At 44.3% G+C, this 16,732-nt stretch carries 20 protein-coding genes; 7 read left to right on the forward strand and 13 right to left on the reverse strand.

Going from position 1 to position 16,732, the window contains the following annotated elements; all coding sequences use genetic code 11:
* Nucleotides 1–91: 91 nt before the first annotated feature.
* Complete coding sequence (locus MKY16_RS17260; RefSeq protein ID WP_029515522.1) at nt 92–514, forward strand: hemerythrin domain-containing protein; 423 nt, start codon at nt 92–94, stop codon at nt 512–514.
* A gap of 28 nt (nt 515–542) precedes the next feature.
* Here MKY16_RS17260 and MKY16_RS17265 read toward each other — a convergent pair whose 3' ends face one another.
* The 5 genes from MKY16_RS17265 to MKY16_RS17285 form a co-directional block, all read right to left on the reverse strand.
* A complete protein-coding gene (locus tag MKY16_RS17265; protein ID WP_340956344.1) occupies nt 543–1,340 on the reverse strand; it encodes a hypothetical protein in 798 nt (265 codons plus the stop codon).
* A gap of 78 nt (nt 1,341–1,418) precedes the next feature.
* On the reverse strand, nt 1,419–1,886 hold the full coding sequence (locus MKY16_RS17270; RefSeq protein ID WP_340956345.1) for a hypothetical protein: 468 nt from the start codon (nt 1,884–1,886) through the stop codon (nt 1,419–1,421).
* A gap of 52 nt (nt 1,887–1,938) precedes the next feature.
* On the reverse strand, nt 1,939–2,409 hold the full coding sequence (locus tag MKY16_RS17275) for a DUF6097 family protein (RefSeq protein ID WP_029515525.1): 471 nt from the start codon (nt 2,407–2,409) through the stop codon (nt 1,939–1,941).
* A gap of 99 nt (nt 2,410–2,508) precedes the next feature.
* Entirely contained in the window at nt 2,509–3,210 is a 702-nt protein-coding gene (locus MKY16_RS17280; RefSeq protein WP_029515526.1) for a DUF1963 domain-containing protein, read from the reverse strand.
* A 20-nt stretch (nt 3,211–3,230) separates the two neighbouring features.
* A complete protein-coding gene (locus MKY16_RS17285; RefSeq protein WP_318627442.1) occupies nt 3,231–4,157 on the reverse strand; it encodes a cell division protein ZipA C-terminal FtsZ-binding domain-containing protein in 927 nt (308 codons plus the stop codon).
* A 159-nt stretch (nt 4,158–4,316) separates the two neighbouring features.
* On the opposite strand from MKY16_RS17285, the gene MKY16_RS17290 reads away from it, so the two are divergent.
* From MKY16_RS17290 to MKY16_RS17305, 4 genes are all read left to right on the forward strand, one after another.
* Nucleotides 4,317–5,063 (forward strand): hypothetical protein, encoded by a 747-nt coding sequence (locus MKY16_RS17290; RefSeq protein WP_340957587.1) that lies wholly within the window; start codon nt 4,317–4,319, stop codon nt 5,061–5,063.
* A gap of 269 nt (nt 5,064–5,332) precedes the next feature.
* A complete protein-coding gene (locus MKY16_RS17295; protein WP_340956346.1) occupies nt 5,333–6,418 on the forward strand; it encodes a WXG100 family type VII secretion target in 1,086 nt (361 codons plus the stop codon).
* Between the two features lie 33 nt (nt 6,419–6,451).
* Entirely contained in the window at nt 6,452–7,288 is an 837-nt protein-coding gene (locus MKY16_RS17300) for a hypothetical protein (protein WP_340956348.1), read from the forward strand.
* Nucleotides 7,281–7,766, forward strand: coding sequence for a DUF5381 family protein (locus MKY16_RS17305; RefSeq protein WP_029515531.1), 486 nt, complete (start codon nt 7,281–7,283; stop codon nt 7,764–7,766). Before MKY16_RS17300 ends, MKY16_RS17305 begins: the two co-directional genes overlap by 8 nt.
* 18 nt (nt 7,767–7,784) lie before the next feature.
* Here the strand turns inward: MKY16_RS17305 and MKY16_RS17310 are convergent, their stop codons facing one another.
* The 3 genes from MKY16_RS17310 to MKY16_RS17320 form a co-directional block, all read right to left on the reverse strand.
* Nucleotides 7,785–8,087, reverse strand: a complete 303-nt coding sequence (locus MKY16_RS17310; RefSeq protein ID WP_340956349.1) for a phosphorylase family protein — start codon at nt 8,085–8,087, stop codon at nt 7,785–7,787.
* 22 nt (nt 8,088–8,109) lie between these two features.
* Nucleotides 8,110–9,285 (reverse strand): aminotransferase class I/II-fold pyridoxal phosphate-dependent enzyme, encoded by a 1,176-nt coding sequence (locus MKY16_RS17315; RefSeq protein WP_340956352.1) that lies wholly within the window; start codon nt 9,283–9,285, stop codon nt 8,110–8,112.
* Nucleotides 9,286–9,354: 69 nt separating this feature from the next.
* Nucleotides 9,355–10,194, reverse strand: a complete 840-nt coding sequence (locus MKY16_RS17320) for a MetQ/NlpA family ABC transporter substrate-binding protein (RefSeq protein WP_318627445.1) — start codon at nt 10,192–10,194, stop codon at nt 9,355–9,357.
* A 290-nt stretch (nt 10,195–10,484) separates the two neighbouring features.
* Here MKY16_RS17320 and MKY16_RS17325 point away from each other — a divergent pair, with 290 nt between their 5' ends.
* Nucleotides 10,485–11,042, forward strand: coding sequence for a YdhK family protein (locus MKY16_RS17325; protein WP_318627446.1), 558 nt, complete (start codon nt 10,485–10,487; stop codon nt 11,040–11,042).
* An 86-nt stretch (nt 11,043–11,128) separates the two neighbouring features.
* On the opposite strand, the gene MKY16_RS17330 is transcribed toward MKY16_RS17325, so the two are convergent.
* From MKY16_RS17330 to MKY16_RS17350, 5 genes are all read right to left on the reverse strand, one after another.
* On the reverse strand, nt 11,129–13,012 hold the full coding sequence (locus MKY16_RS17330; protein ID WP_340956355.1) for a stalk domain-containing protein: 1,884 nt from the start codon (nt 13,010–13,012) through the stop codon (nt 11,129–11,131).
* Between the two features lie 159 nt (nt 13,013–13,171).
* Entirely contained in the window at nt 13,172–13,459 is a 288-nt protein-coding gene (locus MKY16_RS17335; protein ID WP_039274373.1) for an antitoxin Xre/MbcA/ParS toxin-binding domain-containing protein, read from the reverse strand.
* 13 nt (nt 13,460–13,472) lie between these two features.
* On the reverse strand, nt 13,473–13,958 hold the full coding sequence (locus MKY16_RS17340) for a methylated-DNA--[protein]-cysteine S-methyltransferase (protein WP_049816894.1): 486 nt from the start codon (nt 13,956–13,958) through the stop codon (nt 13,473–13,475).
* Between the two features lie 25 nt (nt 13,959–13,983).
* Nucleotides 13,984–14,544 carry a bifunctional transcriptional activator/DNA repair enzyme AdaA gene (locus MKY16_RS17345; protein ID WP_039274368.1) on the reverse strand — a complete coding sequence of 187 codons (561 nt, stop codon included), beginning with the start codon at nt 14,542–14,544 and terminating at the stop codon, nt 13,984–13,986.
* A 37-nt stretch (nt 14,545–14,581) separates the two neighbouring features.
* Complete coding sequence (locus tag MKY16_RS17350; RefSeq protein WP_340956357.1) at nt 14,582–15,370, reverse strand: isocitrate lyase/PEP mutase family protein; 789 nt, start codon at nt 15,368–15,370, stop codon at nt 14,582–14,584.
* Nucleotides 15,371–15,635: 265 nt separating this feature from the next.
* On the opposite strand from MKY16_RS17350, the gene MKY16_RS17355 reads away from it, so the two are divergent.
* A complete protein-coding gene (locus MKY16_RS17355; protein ID WP_029515540.1) occupies nt 15,636–16,640 on the forward strand; it encodes a chitosanase in 1,005 nt (334 codons plus the stop codon).
* Nucleotides 16,641–16,732 lie beyond the last annotated feature (92 nt).

Consider the following 16,732-nt stretch of genomic DNA (forward strand, 5'->3'; position numbering starts at 1 on the left):
CCTTAGAGGGGAAAATCCTAACCGGAAAAATAACGCTATTTTCTTATGCTATACTGTACTAAAAAAGGGAACAAAGAAAGGATGAACTGTTATGGGAGGACCTTCTTTACGTCAACTGCATGCTCATCATGCCATTCATCAAGGCGGGCTATCTGGCGCTCTAGATAAGACGAGAGAAGTAGAGGAATTACTCGAAGCGAAAGAATTCCAGGTGGCGCGCCAGGCTGCCGACCACTTGATCGAATATTGGGAAACCCGCATTCTCAGCCATGCTGATGCAGAAGAGGAAGGATTCTATCAGGAAATGGTCGAGAAAAAACCGGAACTGCAGGAGGCTGTCGTCAAACTTACACGAGATCATGATCTGCTCCGAATCATTGTAAAAGAACTCAAAGCCGGGATCCGTGAAGAAGGGCTTACGCCTGAAGTTCTTCAACAGTTCCACGCGCTTCTGGTTGTCAATGCCATTCATAGTCGGGAAGAAGAACGTTTGCTGTTTGAGCAACCGTCATAATCAAGATGTGCATAACGATTCACATTCTCTATAAAAACGTACCAAAGAAATAGTCCAACGCCTCCTGCGAGTATCCGTCATCTCCTTGCCAGGCTGCTACGGAATAAAAATCATGATTGCCGTGCTGTCGTTTACGAGGCGTGTCCTGTGGGACCAGCAGTCCGGCATATCCCCACACCTCCATGACGACATCACGCTCGTTTTTGCTGGATGGGAACACATCCTTCCAGCGCTTTTCCAATTGACGTGCACTGCTTTGAGCATCACAGTTCTGAACAGCTTCGAGCATGTTATGGAGTATAGCTAGATCCTCATCGGAAACCTGAACATCCTCTTCTTGACTGAACAATTCAAGGTCCATCCAGCAATACAGAAGGTAGTTCAGACGAATACCGCCCCATTTGATTCGTCCAAAATTTAGTACATTCAAATCTTTATTGACGTATTCCTTATCGGACATCATTTTATTAAAATTACAATCCCCACAGCTACTGTAATTGGGCAGGACGACAGGCCGCTCCCCATAGGTGTGCAAAGGAAGCCCTGCGGTTAATGCCCAGCTCGATAAGGCGCTTCGTAAATGAACCTTTTTCGTGGAAAGACTATGCAAAAATGCTGCTGCCACTCGTTCTTTTGTAGCCTTTTGCTGGTGCAGCTCATGCAGCCTGTTTATAATCTCGTTATGTGTAATGGTGATCGGATCGAACATCAAGCCCTTACTTTTGGCATATTCAAAATCCTCACCCGAAAAAGATCCCCGCTCCTGCTTCCAGCCGCTAGAGGACCAGAATGTGTTCATCAGTATTTTTTTCGCCTTTTTATCCACAACATATCTCCCTTACTCATCCAACACCCTCACTTCCAACAAAAAGCGAAGGGTTGTCGTGTATTTTATGTAAGATCACTATTCATCTTTATACTTAAAAGCAATGGCCGTATTTCCCGACCGGGGGTCAAAATAAGAAGAGATTTTCCCCCAGTTCAGTTTATATTCCATATAGGGGTAAGGCTTTGTTTGACGATAGCTTGGCTTTACGGACAATTGTTGCTGTAACAAACGATCATGCTCCCTTTGCCGCTTTCTCTCCCCTTCTTCAGACCAATTATCCCACGAAGTTGGAAATTCATTGCCCTGGAGCGAAATCTCCGCGACAACTAGGCTTGTATCCTTAAAGCATACAGACACAAAAAAATGCCGACGCAGCAAAGAAACCTGATCGAAATGATACCAGATATACTCATTTCCTAGCTTTCTTACAGAATGAAAATATTTCGAATACCAATCGGCCTCTAACAACTGATCTTCCGTTAACGATGAGTAAATCGCACGCTCACCATCGACCTGAATGATTCCCGATTCCCAGTCATTCATTGCTGCCACTCCTTCAGCTATTATGCCAATCTCCTACAGTTGCTCTCTGCCCTTATTTGTCCACATGATTGAAAATGGCCTGCCAGGCCCGATCTAGCACCCTCGTATGTAATTGTTTGGCATAAACAGTTCTAACGATGGCGAGAACGATCACACCCACGAATACAACACTGAGCAAAGTAATAGAGGGAACCCAATAGTCAAACATGGCATTCGCCAGCACTTGCAGCAAATGTCGTTCGGGTTGTAAATATTCCATTGCTGCAACGATGCCTGCTGCCAGCAATATGATCACTGATATAATCATAAGCATTGCATTGATTACTTTGTATTTGGCAAGCCCTCGCTGAAAAACGCGAGTTCCCGCATATTGCTCCAGCACGATGATCTGCTTGTGAAAATCATGTTCTACCTGCTCTACAGGCAGATCGTGCTCCTGAATAAATGCATGAGCTTTCTTCAGTTCGGATTGAATAAATAAACTACTCTGGATAGCAGATCCCAGCTGACCTAAAACATTCATATCTTTTCACTCCACTTCAATAGTATCTAACTTACGAGTATATAGGGTTGCCATGCTCTACAAAACGATCGGTTCCAGACTGCTCTCTAAATGAGCCTATTAGTAAAAATCAAAGTAACCCCGCCAGACTCCGTCATTCTGATGCTTGGCAAAATAAAAGCTGCCTCCATCCACAATATTCAATTGGGCTTTGGCATCCGAAGCAATCTGAAATACAAATTCATAGCCCTCGCCAAAGTCAATGCCCGATTGAATAAAGCTGGGATAGCCACCGATTTTGTGAACCGCATATATTTCCTCTACGATGTCCTCAAAATAGTCGGGTTCCTCCTCGTCCATTTGGTTAAGGGCATCGCCGTATTCCTCAGGGATGTCATCACCGTCCCAGACCGGATAATCATTCTCTTTGAGTTCAGGGAACAGCGGAAATGCTTTGATTTGCATAAATGACGGACCAAAATCTTTTTCGACCAAATCCTCTACCGACGTATACTCACGAATACACATATACCCTTCCATGTCCTCATGATCCAGTACATCGGGAGACAGGAAGACTGTCAACAGCTTGATGCTACGCATAGCTTCAGGGACAAAGGGCAAGGCCGGCAAATACAATTGCATGATCGGAGCCATAGCATTCCCCTGTACATCAATGGGTCGTTCCTCCGTTGGCAAAGCCACTGTAACTCTACCAATCCAGCTTTGTTCAAGGGAATCCGACGGTCTACGACCCCCTGTATGAAAAATCGTAGCTTTACGTTTTAGAATCGTTCTTAGCTTCTCAATAGCGTTGCTGGACAACGAAATCACTCCTTTCTAATCTAGAATAGAAACAGAACAACATCCTCGCCTGCTTTAAATCCAAACTCTCTTATTCGATCTTCCATCTCTTGAATCTGATGTAGATAATCTTCCGGCACAGCTGGCAGACCCTGTTCATTCACTAATGTCCCACCGAGTCTGGTGCGTGCATATTCGGCACTTTTCCACATCACCTCAAACACCGTTTGCGGCTGCGCGGTTCGCACCCCATCCATACTGAAAATTAAATCTGCAAAGCGATCCTCTGCGAGTGTACTCAACCAAAAAAAGCCAGGCTCGGTTCCCGTATGTACGCTAAATAGTTCATCATAACCTCCCGTCCCGTGATGGTGTGCATGGAAAATGTCCATATCTCCCCACTCCATTCCGAGACTCAGCATGACATCCCAGATATCCGCTCCACGGTAAGATTGGCCTTGATCCGCTACTAGCCTAAGCATGACAGCGTGTTCCCTTTCACCTTCCTGATCTGTAAATGCTTTAAGTTTTTCCGCCTTTGCACGTGCATGGTGAGCATCCTCTCGAGGAAGCACATGAACAGTTCCCTTCTCCTGAAAACGCGCTGGCAGTGTGTTCATAAAGTCTGCAACCTTGACTTCATCCAAACAAACCTGCATCTCTACATTATCGAATATATCTATACAAACACAAATTTTATCAAAATGGCATTCGCCTGCTGGTCTGCGCCCCACACTAGTCCACACCTGTAAATCATGAACATGCCCATACACGATATATCCTTTGAGCAATTGCAAAATATCCTCATCTGACAACGTAAAACCACTAAATTCCACATCAATCAGCCAATAGATATTAGCATCAGGCTCCACTTGATGGATTCCTTTTATGGTCTTGACAGGCTCATGTTCCAACTCCACGGCAAGGATGCTCGATACATCCTCACTCCCATGTTCGGGTAAATTCATGAATCTCTCTCCTAACTAGCTGTTTTCACTTTACAGTTTCCTATAATTCTCAATATATATTAAACTATAAATCACCAAGCACAAAATAGTATAAAAACGGTGCTGGGTTGTTGAACTTAACTTTTAGAAATTCAAAGCTTCGAAAGGGGAGAACTCATGATGCAAAAACTTTGGCAAAAAGGGAAGGCTCTATCACTGCCTATTATGGTGTCCGCATCGCTGATATCTGGAGCGCTGTCTGTAAGTACACCTGCGGCGAATGCGGCTGCAACCAAGGAATTGCTTCAGCTATCCGGTCAGACTACTTACTATGGAGAGGTCGAGAATGGGCAGCCTAACGGACGTGGTACGATCAAATGGAGCGAATATAAGCAGTATTCGGGTGATTTTGTGAATGGCAAGCGATCAGGTACCGGAAAATATACAAATCAATACACGGATGCAGATGGACAGAATCATAAAGTCGTATACAACGGAACATGGAGCAATGACACGATGAGCGGCAAGGGTACGCAGACTGAAAAAGTGACGCAAACGGATGGAACCGTACGTTCGAACGAGATCCAAGTAGGTACTTTTCAGAACAATGGATTACAGAACGGCTACCAAGTGATCCACGCTGTGGCCGATCCAGACTACAGCTTCACTTATAAAAATAGCAATGAAATAATAAATATCTTACACAGTAATCAAGATCTGGTCCAAAGGTGGCAAAAAGGAGACCTCTTCTCCGTAAATTATAAAAATGGCTCTGTCCAAAAGGAATACTCCATGTTCCCTGAAGAGACTGCTACCAAAGAACGCCAAAGACAAGCGTCCATTAAGTATCTCGAAGGTATTACTGCCAAGGTCACTCCTCACTTGCAGCAGTTTGAAAAGCTGTCCAAGCAGATTCCGCTAAAGTAATTAAACCGACGCGAAATATGTATTAGTCTCTACGCAAGAAGGCCTCTCTTTCTAATGGAAAGCTCCATTTGAAAAGAGTGGCTTTTTTCGTTTCGTTATGAATGACTATAAGAACTTCGGATCATACACCTCCTACTATTCTCCCTTATGCACCCTCATGAACTCATACAAATGACTTATTTTTCACTAAAACCCCCTCCTTTTTTTGCTAACCCCCACTGGATTCACTAAAATATAAGTAATTATTTTAATCATCCGAGGTGGACATCATGGCTAAAATTATGGTTCCTCCTGAGAAACTAGAAGCGGTTTCCAGGCAGTTCGCACAGGCACGTGAGCTGGGGACACAAATTTGCGGACAACTGTCACAGCATATTCAGATGTTGGAAAATAGCTGGGCAGGAACAACACAGCAGCGCTTTTATCAGGATTTTCATAAAGCGCGTGGACAAATGGATGCTTTCACTCAAACTGTCGGTTCTGTCAGCACAGAGCTGCGTTCCATTGCAGTAAAATTCAAGGAAACAGATACCCAAGCAGACACGGGGATTAATAAAGGAGATCACAGCGGACAGAACAGCAACAGTGAAGGGGCAACTTCCGGGAAAAAAGGACCCGATCCAGCAGATATAGCCATTAACAGCATTTCAGAAGCCAATAAATGGCGCGGGCAACTGGGATTTGCCGGAACAGCGATCTATAGCGGTCTGGCTTCCACACTTGTGCTCACCAAAACAGTAGAATTCAAGAAAAGTCTGAAGAATCCCACTCGAGCGGTTATACATAATGCGGCATGGGTGAAAGGCAAGGGTAACAATGCTTTTATGCGTAATTTGGGCAAAAGCCTAAACCGCCAATTCGCCAAACCCGGTATTGTGATGAAGGGGTTAAAGGGCTTTGATCGATTAGCTGGAAAGCTTCAAATGGGTAAGCTCGGCCTCGGATTCAATAAAGCCAACAGCTTTCCTCAGTGGACGCGGAACGTCATCGCTGGGGTAGAAAAGGGCCGATATGGCATAGCCACCCGCCAAATTCCCGGCATGATTGCCAAAAAGCTGTACCCTATTAATGCCACCATGAATATTGTGGGCGAAGGTATCAGTCTGGCTGGAAAATGGAAAAGCGGGAAGCTTACCGGAACGGATGTGGCTGTATCTGCTTCTAACGTAGCGATTAAAACCGCCGCAACTTATGGCGGTGCTGTCGCTTTGGGAGCTGTAGGCGGCGCTATCGGTGGTCCGGTCGGTGCAGCCGTCGGTGCTTACGTCGGCGGTACGGTGGGAAGCTGGGCAGGTGGAAAAGTCGCCAAATTCGCCGAAAAAGGGATACGTTGGGCCAGCAAACTATTTAAATGATATACACCTAACAGATGGAGAAGGAGCCTGACTATGGACAAACAAACGGTAATTTTAACGCTTGAGGAGCTAGGCTTTGCCTTGACCGCATTGGGCGCAGAAGATATGGCTTCTGGTCTGCTCCAATCTTATTACGGGGAACTAACCGAAGATCGCTGGGAACTACTTTTTCATGCCGCAACGCATAGCCTGATATCCAAGGGTTTGATGGAACAACGGGATGACGAGCAACAACAGCTCGAATTTGATGCGTTCATTGTTGAAATTTTAGCTCATCTGGTACAAAGTCGTCAGATGCTACGTGGCTTTAAGGAGCAACAAGATAAGCAAAATACGTTAACGATACACCATGGAAATGAACGTTTTCTGTATCATTTCTCCAGTAACAATGAACTCCATTTCTTTCGCTGGTCTTCCCCAGAAGACTGGCATCACGACATTGATCAACTGTTCGGCCTGTCTGCTCCGAACTTCAATGCGCACAGCCGATACGTCGATCTGACCGAAGAACAGTGGAATGAGTTAACCTCATCCAACTTCACCATGCAGCAAATGACAACGTGGAAGCTTCATGAGTCGGCTCAACAAATGATACAAGACTGGCGGGAGGATTTTGATCGTAATCAGTGTAGCCTTGATAATTTGAGCCAAATGGTATACACGGATACGGATGAAGATGGTCCTTCTGTTACAAATCTGCTATTTGTTCTTAAAGGAATGAATGATATGTGGATTGTAAGAAATACAGAACTGAATATGCAGGCCACTCCATGTCTGCGAATTGAAAGTGTGACCGAAGCTGACTGGAGAGAACGAATAACTTATTTCATTCAGGCGTTTGTTCCCGACGAGGCGGTATTCCGTGGATAAAATTGTATATCGAAGATCTTTGGCATTTTGGAAAGCCATGGGCAGCTTGATGTTTGTGCTTATTTGTCTGTTTTTGCTGCTGCTCATTTTTATCGACGAAGATATCTCAGCTCTACAAATCTTCTTCTTTATTACGTCCGCCATTGTCGGACTTCCTTTTTTCGGTAGCTATCTCGTGGTTTGTTTGAGCAGAACGCTTCGTAAGGATACCTACCTGTTCATCTTTGACGAGCACAGTATTTCAGATGGTATTCGAACTGTCCCGTGGGCTGCAATCACTAAAGTCGAATTCGAAGGGGCCTCCATCCGCAAATGGCTGCGCCCTCGCTTTCCCGCCTTTATTTTTCATCTGAATGACCACAGCACCTGGGAAGTCAGCACCGACTATGTGTTGAACGATATGGAGCTGAACCAAGCCGGGAAACAACTTCGAACTCTCATTAACCAGCATGGCAAGTCGAAGAAAAAACGTTCCTGAATAGTGCCATTGAATATATCAAAGCTTGTCTCTATCATATGCGGCTACAAGAGCCGCAGCCAAAAATGGAACACCAAACTGGCTACGGATAAAATGGGCGCGCTCAGCCTGGGAGATAAAGGAGTCTGCCGTCGTAATCAAACCCTTGACGATCTCCCCCTCAATCCTGGTCTCCGCCAGCGCTTCTGTCGCAAAAGCAAGCAGCGCTGGATCGAGCCCACCCGCAGACCCGGTATTAATGACAAGCTCTGGGCTAAAACGCTCAATCAGCAGGGCCGTAGTCGAGGCAGCGTTCGCTTTGCCAATTCCTGATTGCAGCAAAATAACTTCCTTGTATTCCGGCTTATACTTGAAAAACACCCGTCGCTGCGATACGCTGCACCGCCTCCAGCAGCCTTTCCTCACTGTTTACCAGACTGACCCGCACATAAGAAGCTCCTGCACGACCAAAACCTTCTCCAGGAGCGACCGCAACGTGCGCCCCGTCCAATAAAAAGTCTGCAAAGGAAGCCGATGTATGCCCCTCCGGCACCTTGAACCAGGCAAAAAAAGACCCTTGGGGAGCTGCTACATCCCAGCCAATACCTCGTAACGCTGCAATAAGAACATTACGGCGCCGCTCATATAACTTCGCGAGCTCCTGTACTGGCTCCTGGGTGCCCAGCAATGCGACAGCTCCCGCATCCTGTACCGCGCCAAAAACAGTGCTGTAGGCATGCGTATGATAATGCTTGAGCGCACCAATAACGGACGCATTTCCAACCGCAAAGCCGAAGCGCCATCCAGCCATGTTATACGTTTTGGAAGCTGTATACGTCTCGACGCCATACTCCTTGCCGCCGGGGATTTGCAATAAACTAATCGGCTTATGCCCGTCAAATCCAAGAGCACCGTAAGCAAAATCATTCATAACTGGAAACTGATACCGAGCGGCATAATCCAGCGTCTTCGTCAGAAAGTCTGCAGTAGCTACGGCTCCAGTCGGATTGTTCGGATAATTAATCATGAGCAATTTGACCTGCTCTGCGATTTCCTCCGGCACGGTTGTATAATCAGGCAAGAAACCAAGCTTCTCATCAAGCGAAATCGTATGAATATGGGCTCTTGCCAGCGCAGCAGCGGAATAATATTGGGGATATGCCGGATCGGTGGTCAATAACCAATCACCGGGATTCAGCAGCGCCTGTGGAATCCCCATTACGCCTATGGCTGAGCCGTTGAATATGGCAATCTCCCGGTCAGGATCCAGCTTCACCTGATACTCCCGTTTATAGAACGCTGCGACAGCCTCCAGCGTGCTTTTTTTTCCATGAAAAGGCGGATAGCCCTGATTGATCGGTTGATCAACCGCTTCCTTCAAAGCGCTGATAATATGCGCCGATGTTGGCTGATCCGGGTTGCCGGCTGCCAGATTAATTACATCTATTCCTTTACTTTTATACAGATTCACTTTGTCATCTATTGCGCTAAAATAGTTGTCAGGCAGAGCCTTGACGAGATCAGAGGATGAAAAAATCACGTTTATATCCACCTTCTATCCATAAGATACAGGCTGACAACGTCAGCCCGCAGAAGATAATGCCCCATATTATTTGAAATAGCTTGGCAACTTGTAGCCTTCATAATCAGGGTTCGAATGGATGTACTTTTGGAATTCATCTGAATGATATCCTTCAATAATGTCTTTGACGAAGGGCTTATCCTTGTTCTTGCTGTCCACAGCGACCACGTTCGTGAACGGATCTGTCATATTTTCAAGCTTTAATGCCGAGGTCAGCTTTATTCCATTCGATACAGCAAAGTTCCCTTGTATAGCCGCAAAATCAACATCCTTCAGTACACGTGGCCCCTGTGCCGGATCGGTAGCAACAAATTGCAGATGATGCGGATTAGAGGTGATGTCGTTCACCGAGGTTTGCAATGGATCAATATGGTCCTTTAACGTAATCCAGCCTACTTCCTTCAAAATATTCAGCGCACGCAGCATATTGACTGGCTCGTTGGGCAGATTGATTTGGGCTCCATCGCCGATTTCGTCAAGGCTGGTATGCTTGCTGGAGTACAATCCCATTGGAGGAGTCGGGACCTGTACAGCACCAATCAGATCAATATTCTCCCGCTTATTCATAGAATCCAGGTAAAGCGAATGCTGAAACACATTAGCATCAATATCCCCCTTAGCCACGGCTACATTGGGCTGAACACCGTCTGTAAACTCTTTATATGTAATCTTATAGCCTTTCTTCTCCAAATATGGAGCCACACCATTCTTAAACTGATCGCTATATGGACCAGGATTAAAGCTAATATGCAGTGTTTTCTTTTCTTCACCCGCAGCGTTGCCCGACGTATTGTTGCTGCCGCAGCCTGAAATAAAAAGCACGACTGCTCCCAGCAGCAATATAAATGAAATCCATGGTTTCTTCATTTGATGTCTCCCCCTGCTCCTTGATATCATCTACTTTTGGTGAGTTAGAATGTTTACAGTCGCTCAAAATACCAAGTAACTTGATGCGTTTTATAGATATTACAATGATTTTTTATTCACTGTCAACAACATTTAATTACGCATCTTCTGCATAACAAATAAGGGATCACAACAGGCGATCCCCTTGTAGGCAAAAACACTTCACAAGTTTGTAATATTATTCCGTTTCAATTATACCCCCTAGGGGTATAATTGAATATGAAAATAAAACCCTAAAGGAGCTATTAAATATGAGAATGCAATGGGCTTTGCTCGCTGGTACAGTCATGATGATTTTGAGTGGGTGCGGGAACAGTAACGCGCCGAACCAGGAGCACACGGCAAACAGCGGTCAACAGCACGACACATCAGATATGAACCATTCCACTTCCAGTGAGCTTCCTGCCGAACTAAAAAAAGCTGAAAATCCAGCCTTCAAAGTTGGTAGTCAAGCGACTATACGAGCTGACCATATGGCCGGCATGAATGGGGCTACGGCCACGATTGCGGGTGCTTATACGACTACTGCTTATACAGTCTCCTATACACCAACCACTGGAGGAGAAAAAGTGAATAATCATAAGTGGGTTATTCATGAAGAGATTAAGGATGCAAGCAGCGAGCCCTATGCACCGGGCACAGAGGTTATCCTTGCAGCAGATCATATGAAGGGGATGGATGGGGCTAAGGCTACCATTGATTCCGCCGAGCCAACGACCGTATATATGGTAGACTATACGCCGACTACAGGAGGAGAGCCTGTCAAAAATCATAAATGGGTGACGGAGAGTGAGCTTTCAGCCCATTAGAACTCTTTCAGCACAGGTCGCTTGTGATAACAAAAGGGAGCCTGGCATCGGCTCCCTTTAACGGCTTTATTTGAGTTTGGACAAACCTACTTCGCCAAATTCAGCTTGGCCTCCTTGATATCATACAAAGTCCCTTCGTTGGAATCTACAAGCTTTTTCATTTGTTTGTTGGCTAGTCCATTTGCAGGCACGATTGCATTAAAAATAACATCATTTTTCTGTAATTGCTCGTTAATTTCATCTACTGAAAAACGGGCTTTACCCAGGGCTGTATTCTTATCATGAACTGGTGCATCTGTAATGAATATGATTGTTTTGGAATTAGAATTTTTGGGAAATTTACTTATAGCTAACTGAATAGCCTCTAATCCCGATTCCTTCAAATCCCCGCCAGCGGAAGGGCGCAGCATATTCAAGTTACCTTTTAACTTATTTTTATCGGTCGTAAACTCCAAAAATTCTAAATCTTTATCTGCCTTCAGATTGATATCCCGAAATGCAACGACAGCAAAATGAGAACCTGCTGGAACGGAATCAACAAAGCCTTTCACCTTCTGTCTCACATAATCCAGCGTCCCTGTCATACTACTCGTAACATCTATGACGAACACAATATCCGTAGATTTGGAGAAGGTGGTGGATATCTTTTTCAGAATCGTTGGATTGGATTGTGATTCGGAAGCATCTTCATTTTCCTCCATTAATTGTTCACTTTCGCTAGTTGTCAAAACCTGCGGTGGAGCAAGGAAAATCACAACGCTCTGAGCTGCAATATTCCACTTCACCTTCGCACCCAGCGCCTCACTAACAAAGCGAATAGGAACCATTACTTTGCCGTTAATGAGTCTTGGCGCCGCATTGAGACGCACTAATTTTCCGTTGATATAGGCATCCCTGGAGCCTACAGTTAACTTGATCGTTGTATTTCCTTTGGTTGCAGTAACGGTCTTGGTAGCTCCATCCCACTTCACTTTCGCCCCAAGCGCCTCAAAAACGGCACGAAATGGCACCAGCATACTTCCGCTAATAGAGGTCGCAGGCTGCTCATATTGTTGCAGTTTACCGTCTATAAACACCTCAACCTGCTGAGCCTTGTTATTATTTATAGGAACAAATTGGGGTACAGACGCTGCCGAATTTCCCGACTGATCGATCATTTTGATATAAAAGTAATATCCACCTGTAGATAAATTCAGGTTACTCAAAGGGTAGCTAAACGTTGTTTCCGGATCGAACTGAATCCGTTTAATTAATTGAGCATCCGCATTTTTGACCATAACATATGAAGTGTACGTGGGTTGAATATTTTTCATCTTCAAACGAACTGAAAATGATGTACTTGAAGAGTTGATTGCAAATGTACCCGGAAAATTTTCTCCAGATGGGATAGACAAAGGGATTTCCGGTGACTCATCAACCGCTTGGTCCACTTTAGGCTCCTCGATCGGCTGGGTTACTTGCGGTTCAATTACTTTCGGTTCATCCACAGGTTGAGCAACTTTGGGTTCACTGGGAGTGGGAATCTCTTTTATATTGGTCTCCACCTCAGGCTGCGTTACTTTCGGCTCCTCCGCAAGTGGAGTTACTGTAGATTCATCGACTGACTGCACAGTCCCTTTCATAGTTATAGCTATAGGAAGTTCTATATGATTTTCTGATCCTGGCCCAGGCGCTGGTCGTGAATCTGCAATCGTAATTGTGGAGTTGGCATAATCGATCGTAAAGTCACCAGAAGGAATTTCAATGTTGTTGCTATACAGACGAATTGGTGTATCAGGCTTAATCGTAAACGGAAGATCAAATTTAAACACTCTGTTTACTCCATTACCATCATCAAGAATAAGCTTAAGCTTATCTCCATCTTTGAATACTGTCGAATTGGCAGCCTGAACACTTTCTGTGCACAAAGTGATCAACCCTACAAATATCGTTAAAAACGAAAGTAGGAACATCATTTTTTTGAGCTTCATTCTTATTTCCCCTTTTAAATCTATATTCTTGTCGGTAAATCATAGCATAGGGTTAGATGAAGTTCATTCCATCTGATTACAGTTATGGATATAGGAACTCACTTTTTCCATCATTCGCGCTCTGTTCAATGTTCATATGTATCTCCTTGGTCCGCTTCTTCAACGTGGCATACGTAATATAGCCGCCTTCAGTGCTTTAGTCCCTTCTTCGCTTTTCAAATAATCCGACGGTGTTTCGTTGCCGAGTGCGGGGACTTTTCGATCCATCCAAATCAGCAAATACTCCCCCATATCGGGCAGCAGCACAATCTGAATCTCCTTGGGAATTTTACTTTTGGCCACTTTTGCTCTTATAGCTGGATCTACCTGTGCATACCGTTCCTGATAGACCTGAACCATGTTGGCCCAGTTCTCCGGCTTAAACTCTTTCAAATATATGTCTCTCATCTACGAACCCTCCTTAGGGCCTCAGACAACGCTTTTCATGCTGGAGCAACCATTCTTTTCTCCATAGCCCTCCTGCATAGCCCGTTAGTTTCTGATTGGAACCGATAATTCGGTGACATGGAATCACAATGCTCAGCTTATTTTTTCCATTAGCACTGCCTACGGCTCGGATCGCTTTTTCATTTCCAATAGCAAGAGCAATATCTTTATAAGCTGTTGTTTTACCGTACCCCACGGACACCAGCGCATTCCATACTTTTTGCTGAAAATCCGTACCTTCAAAGGCATAAGGAAACGTAAACTCAAAGCGCTCACCTTTAAAATACTCGTCAAGCTGGGTAGTGCATTCCGCTAATACTTGGATTGGAACCTCTTCTATAGCCCTCGTTAAGGGCTCATTCCGATTAGAGAACATAATAGAATAGACAGCCTCATTTGTGCCCTGTATCTCTACCTCTCCAATCGGCGATACATACTTCATTACGTATAGTTCGCTCATAAAAGGATACAACCTCCTTCCTTTTCTATTCCCTACTCAACTTTCTATACTCACTAGGAGAACAATGGTTCAAGCTACGAAACGCCTTATAGAAATGGGAGGGACTTTGGAAGCCCGTCTCATAGCAAATCTCAAGATTCGTAAGATTTGTACTTTTAAGAAGATAGGCTGCCTTATCTACTCTTATTTTTTCCAAATACGTGCGCGGGGTTTCGGCGGTTTCCTGTTTAAAGATCCGATCCAAGTAAAAGGAGCTTATTCCGATATGGTCCGCAATATCCTGCAATACAAGTTTTTCCTTGTAATGATTAACCAAAAAGGTTACCACATTCTGCACAAGTCTGATATATGGCGAATGGTCTGTATGGGGCTGGCATCTTTTGCAAGCACGAAAACCCGCCTTTTCCACTTTGTCCAAATCAAAGTAAAACTCCACATTTATTTTCTTCGGCTTTTTGGATCGACAGGAAGGTCGGCAGTATATGCGGGTTGTTTTCACAGCAGTAAAAAACAACCCGTCATACTTACGATCACACGCTATAATTTTCTCCCACATTTCTTCAAAAGAAAGACTAAGGTTAGCCATGATCGAATGCTCCGTCCTTTCTATAGTTCATATTCATCTAGCTCAAGGATTTTGCAAAATCCTCATATAAATGTGATGTATCTTGTAGCTCTATCAACTGTTCTGCATTCTTTTGCAAAGCAACTATTATCTTATCAGAAAATGCATTTCCAAAGCTAAACCGTTTAACTCCTAACTGCTGAAGCTGGTGGACATTCGTCAGACCCGGCAGGGATAAAACATTAAGCGGAGCATGGATATGAAACACAACTTCCCTGATCTCTTCATCACGCTTTAATCCTGGAACAAAAATTCCGCTCGCACCACTATCCACATACGCTTTGGCCCGCTCTATGGTCTCTGAAAGTGGAGCATTCATCTGCAAATATGTATCCGTTCTTGCGTTTGTAAAAAACGCTTGAAACCCACGCACATCCAAGGCCGCTCTAATTTTGGACAATAGGTTACTGTGCAGACCCACTTCTCGAAGTCCCTTTTGCATTTTCAAAGAATCCTCAATATTAATCCCTGCAACTCCCACATCGGCTACCCTTAAAACATGCTCAACAATCGTTGCCGTGTCCTCTCCATATCCTGCTTCAATATCTGCCGACACTGGAATCTGAACATGCTCAACAATCGTCCGAATAATACTTACGTGCTGGTCAAAATCAATAAGCTCACCATCTGAAAATCCAAGCGTATTGGCAATCCCCCAACTCGTCGTACCTATCGCCTTAAAACCTGCTTTCTCCAGAGCCACCGCAGATAGCAGATCCCAGGCGTTCCCTAAAAATAAAAGTTCCTCTAATGTGTGAAGTGCATGAAACTGCTGGATTTTGTTCATAAATATAGCCTCCTGATATGTGATGTAACTCATTTTATCAAGAGGCTATCTTTGTTTCGTCCTCATTCTTGCACTTATGGTCTGTAGGAATCTAGGAACAACTTGGTCCATTTATTCACATATAAATCATAATTTTTGAAAAAAACGGTTATTTAAGCTCTATTCAATCCTATGCTTCTTATCTATACTCTTGCTAAATCCATTCGAGTTAGATGGAAATCTACGCTTTTAGCCTTTCATAATTACATTTTATAGGAGGAGTTATATGTATAAAATAAAGTTCCTTATGATCTTGCTAAGCTTTACTGTAGTCGCTTCTTTCTCTAGCTTGTCCGGCTCTTCACCTAGCAAGGCTTTTGCTGAAGAGAATGGGACTCCGGTGCAGAAAACGATCGATTTAAATGAGGGCTTCGACAACTCAAATGAAGCTAGTATACAGCCATTATCCCTTACCAGCGAAGAAGCTACTAGCCAAGCAGCGGTTACAGCTATTGACCATGATGCTAATTTCTCACCTTCAACACTTCAGTTCCTGAAGGCTAATACAGGACTCGACGGTGAGCAGTGGGATAATATTATGAAGCTAGTGAACAAACCAGAGCAAGATTCTTTGAAATGGACTGAATTCTATGGCTATGCTGAAGATATCGGCGATAATCGTGGGTACACCATTGGTATCTTTGGAGCAACAACAGGCGGTTCAAATGATACGGGACCAGATGGCCCGTACTTATTTAAAGCTTTTGATGCTGCTAGTGGAGCTAGCAACCCTTCCATTGCAGGTGGATTAACACGTGCTGGTCTAAAGGGGAAGATGAATGGTTCGATTCTAAAGCTCAGCGATAGCGATAGTGTAATCAAGAAGAAGATCAACGCTCTCCAAAACAATGAAGCTTGGAGAGAAGCCATGTGGCGTACGTTCTATGACACCTATATCGAATATAGTGTACAGCAAGCACATAAACGCGGATTTAATACTGCTCTAACGATTGGATCATTTGTCGACACAGCACTCAATCAAGGCGCTACTGGTGATTCAGGTAGTCTTGAAGGAATCCTCTCACGTTCAGGCAGTAGTACGAATGAGAAGAATTTCATGACTAGCTTCTATGCTAAGCGTACATTGGTTGTCGATACCAACGATTATAACCAACCTCCCAATGGTAAGAATCGTGTGAAACAATGGAGTTCTCTCTTAGCTTCTGGCGAAACAGATCTTAAGAACGCAGATGCAGCCGTGATCAAAGCAACGAATTGGGAACTGAAGTAAATACAATATACGTCATTAGGAGGGCATATCGTATGTCCTCCTTTATTTATTTTCATAAATATTGAGTTGGTGTTGACTACTAACAAGGTCCC

The sequence above is a fragment of the Paenibacillus sp. FSL L8-0641 genome, assembly GCF_038006265.1.
Classification (GTDB): Bacteria; Bacillota; Bacilli; order Paenibacillales; family Paenibacillaceae; genus Paenibacillus; species Paenibacillus polymyxa_D.

What these genes read in the sequence shown, in the direction of transcription:
- MKY16_RS17260 (WP_029515522.1), top strand. Translation starts at nt 92, where the DNA reads ATGGGAGGACCTTCTTTACGTCAACTGCATGCTCATCATGCCATTCAT.
- MKY16_RS17270 (WP_340956345.1), bottom strand. Translation starts at nt 1,886, where the DNA reads ATGAATGACTGGGAATCGGGAATCATTCAGGTCGATGGTGAGCGTGCG.
- MKY16_RS17275 (WP_029515525.1), bottom strand. Translation starts at nt 2,409, where the DNA reads ATGAATGTTTTAGGTCAGCTGGGATCTGCTATCCAGAGTAGTTTATTT.
- MKY16_RS17285 (WP_318627442.1), bottom strand. Translation starts at nt 4,157, where the DNA reads ATGAATTTACCCGAACATGGGAGTGAGGATGTATCGAGCATCCTTGCC.
- MKY16_RS17290 (WP_340957587.1), top strand. Translation starts at nt 4,317, where the DNA reads ATGCAAAAACTTTGGCAAAAAGGGAAGGCTCTATCACTGCCTATTATG.
- MKY16_RS17295 (WP_340956346.1), top strand. Translation starts at nt 5,333, where the DNA reads ATGGCTAAAATTATGGTTCCTCCTGAGAAACTAGAAGCGGTTTCCAGG.
- MKY16_RS17300 (WP_340956348.1), top strand. Translation starts at nt 6,452, where the DNA reads ATGGACAAACAAACGGTAATTTTAACGCTTGAGGAGCTAGGCTTTGCC.
- MKY16_RS17320 (WP_318627445.1), bottom strand. Translation starts at nt 10,194, where the DNA reads ATGAAGAAACCATGGATTTCATTTATATTGCTGCTGGGAGCAGTCGTG.
- MKY16_RS17325 (WP_318627446.1), top strand. Translation starts at nt 10,485, where the DNA reads ATGAGAATGCAATGGGCTTTGCTCGCTGGTACAGTCATGATGATTTTG.
- MKY16_RS17330 (WP_340956355.1), bottom strand. Translation starts at nt 13,012, where the DNA reads ATGAAGCTCAAAAAAATGATGTTCCTACTTTCGTTTTTAACGATATTT.
- MKY16_RS17335 (WP_039274373.1), bottom strand. Translation starts at nt 13,459, where the DNA reads ATGAGAGACATATATTTGAAAGAGTTTAAGCCGGAGAACTGGGCCAAC.
- MKY16_RS17340 (WP_049816894.1), bottom strand. Translation starts at nt 13,958, where the DNA reads ATGAGCGAACTATACGTAATGAAGTATGTATCGCCGATTGGAGAGGTA.
- MKY16_RS17345 (WP_039274368.1), bottom strand. Translation starts at nt 14,544, where the DNA reads ATGGCTAACCTTAGTCTTTCTTTTGAAGAAATGTGGGAGAAAATTATA.
- MKY16_RS17350 (WP_340956357.1), bottom strand. Translation starts at nt 15,370, where the DNA reads ATGAACAAAATCCAGCAGTTTCATGCACTTCACACATTAGAGGAACTT.
- MKY16_RS17355 (WP_029515540.1), top strand. Translation starts at nt 15,636, where the DNA reads ATGTATAAAATAAAGTTCCTTATGATCTTGCTAAGCTTTACTGTAGTC.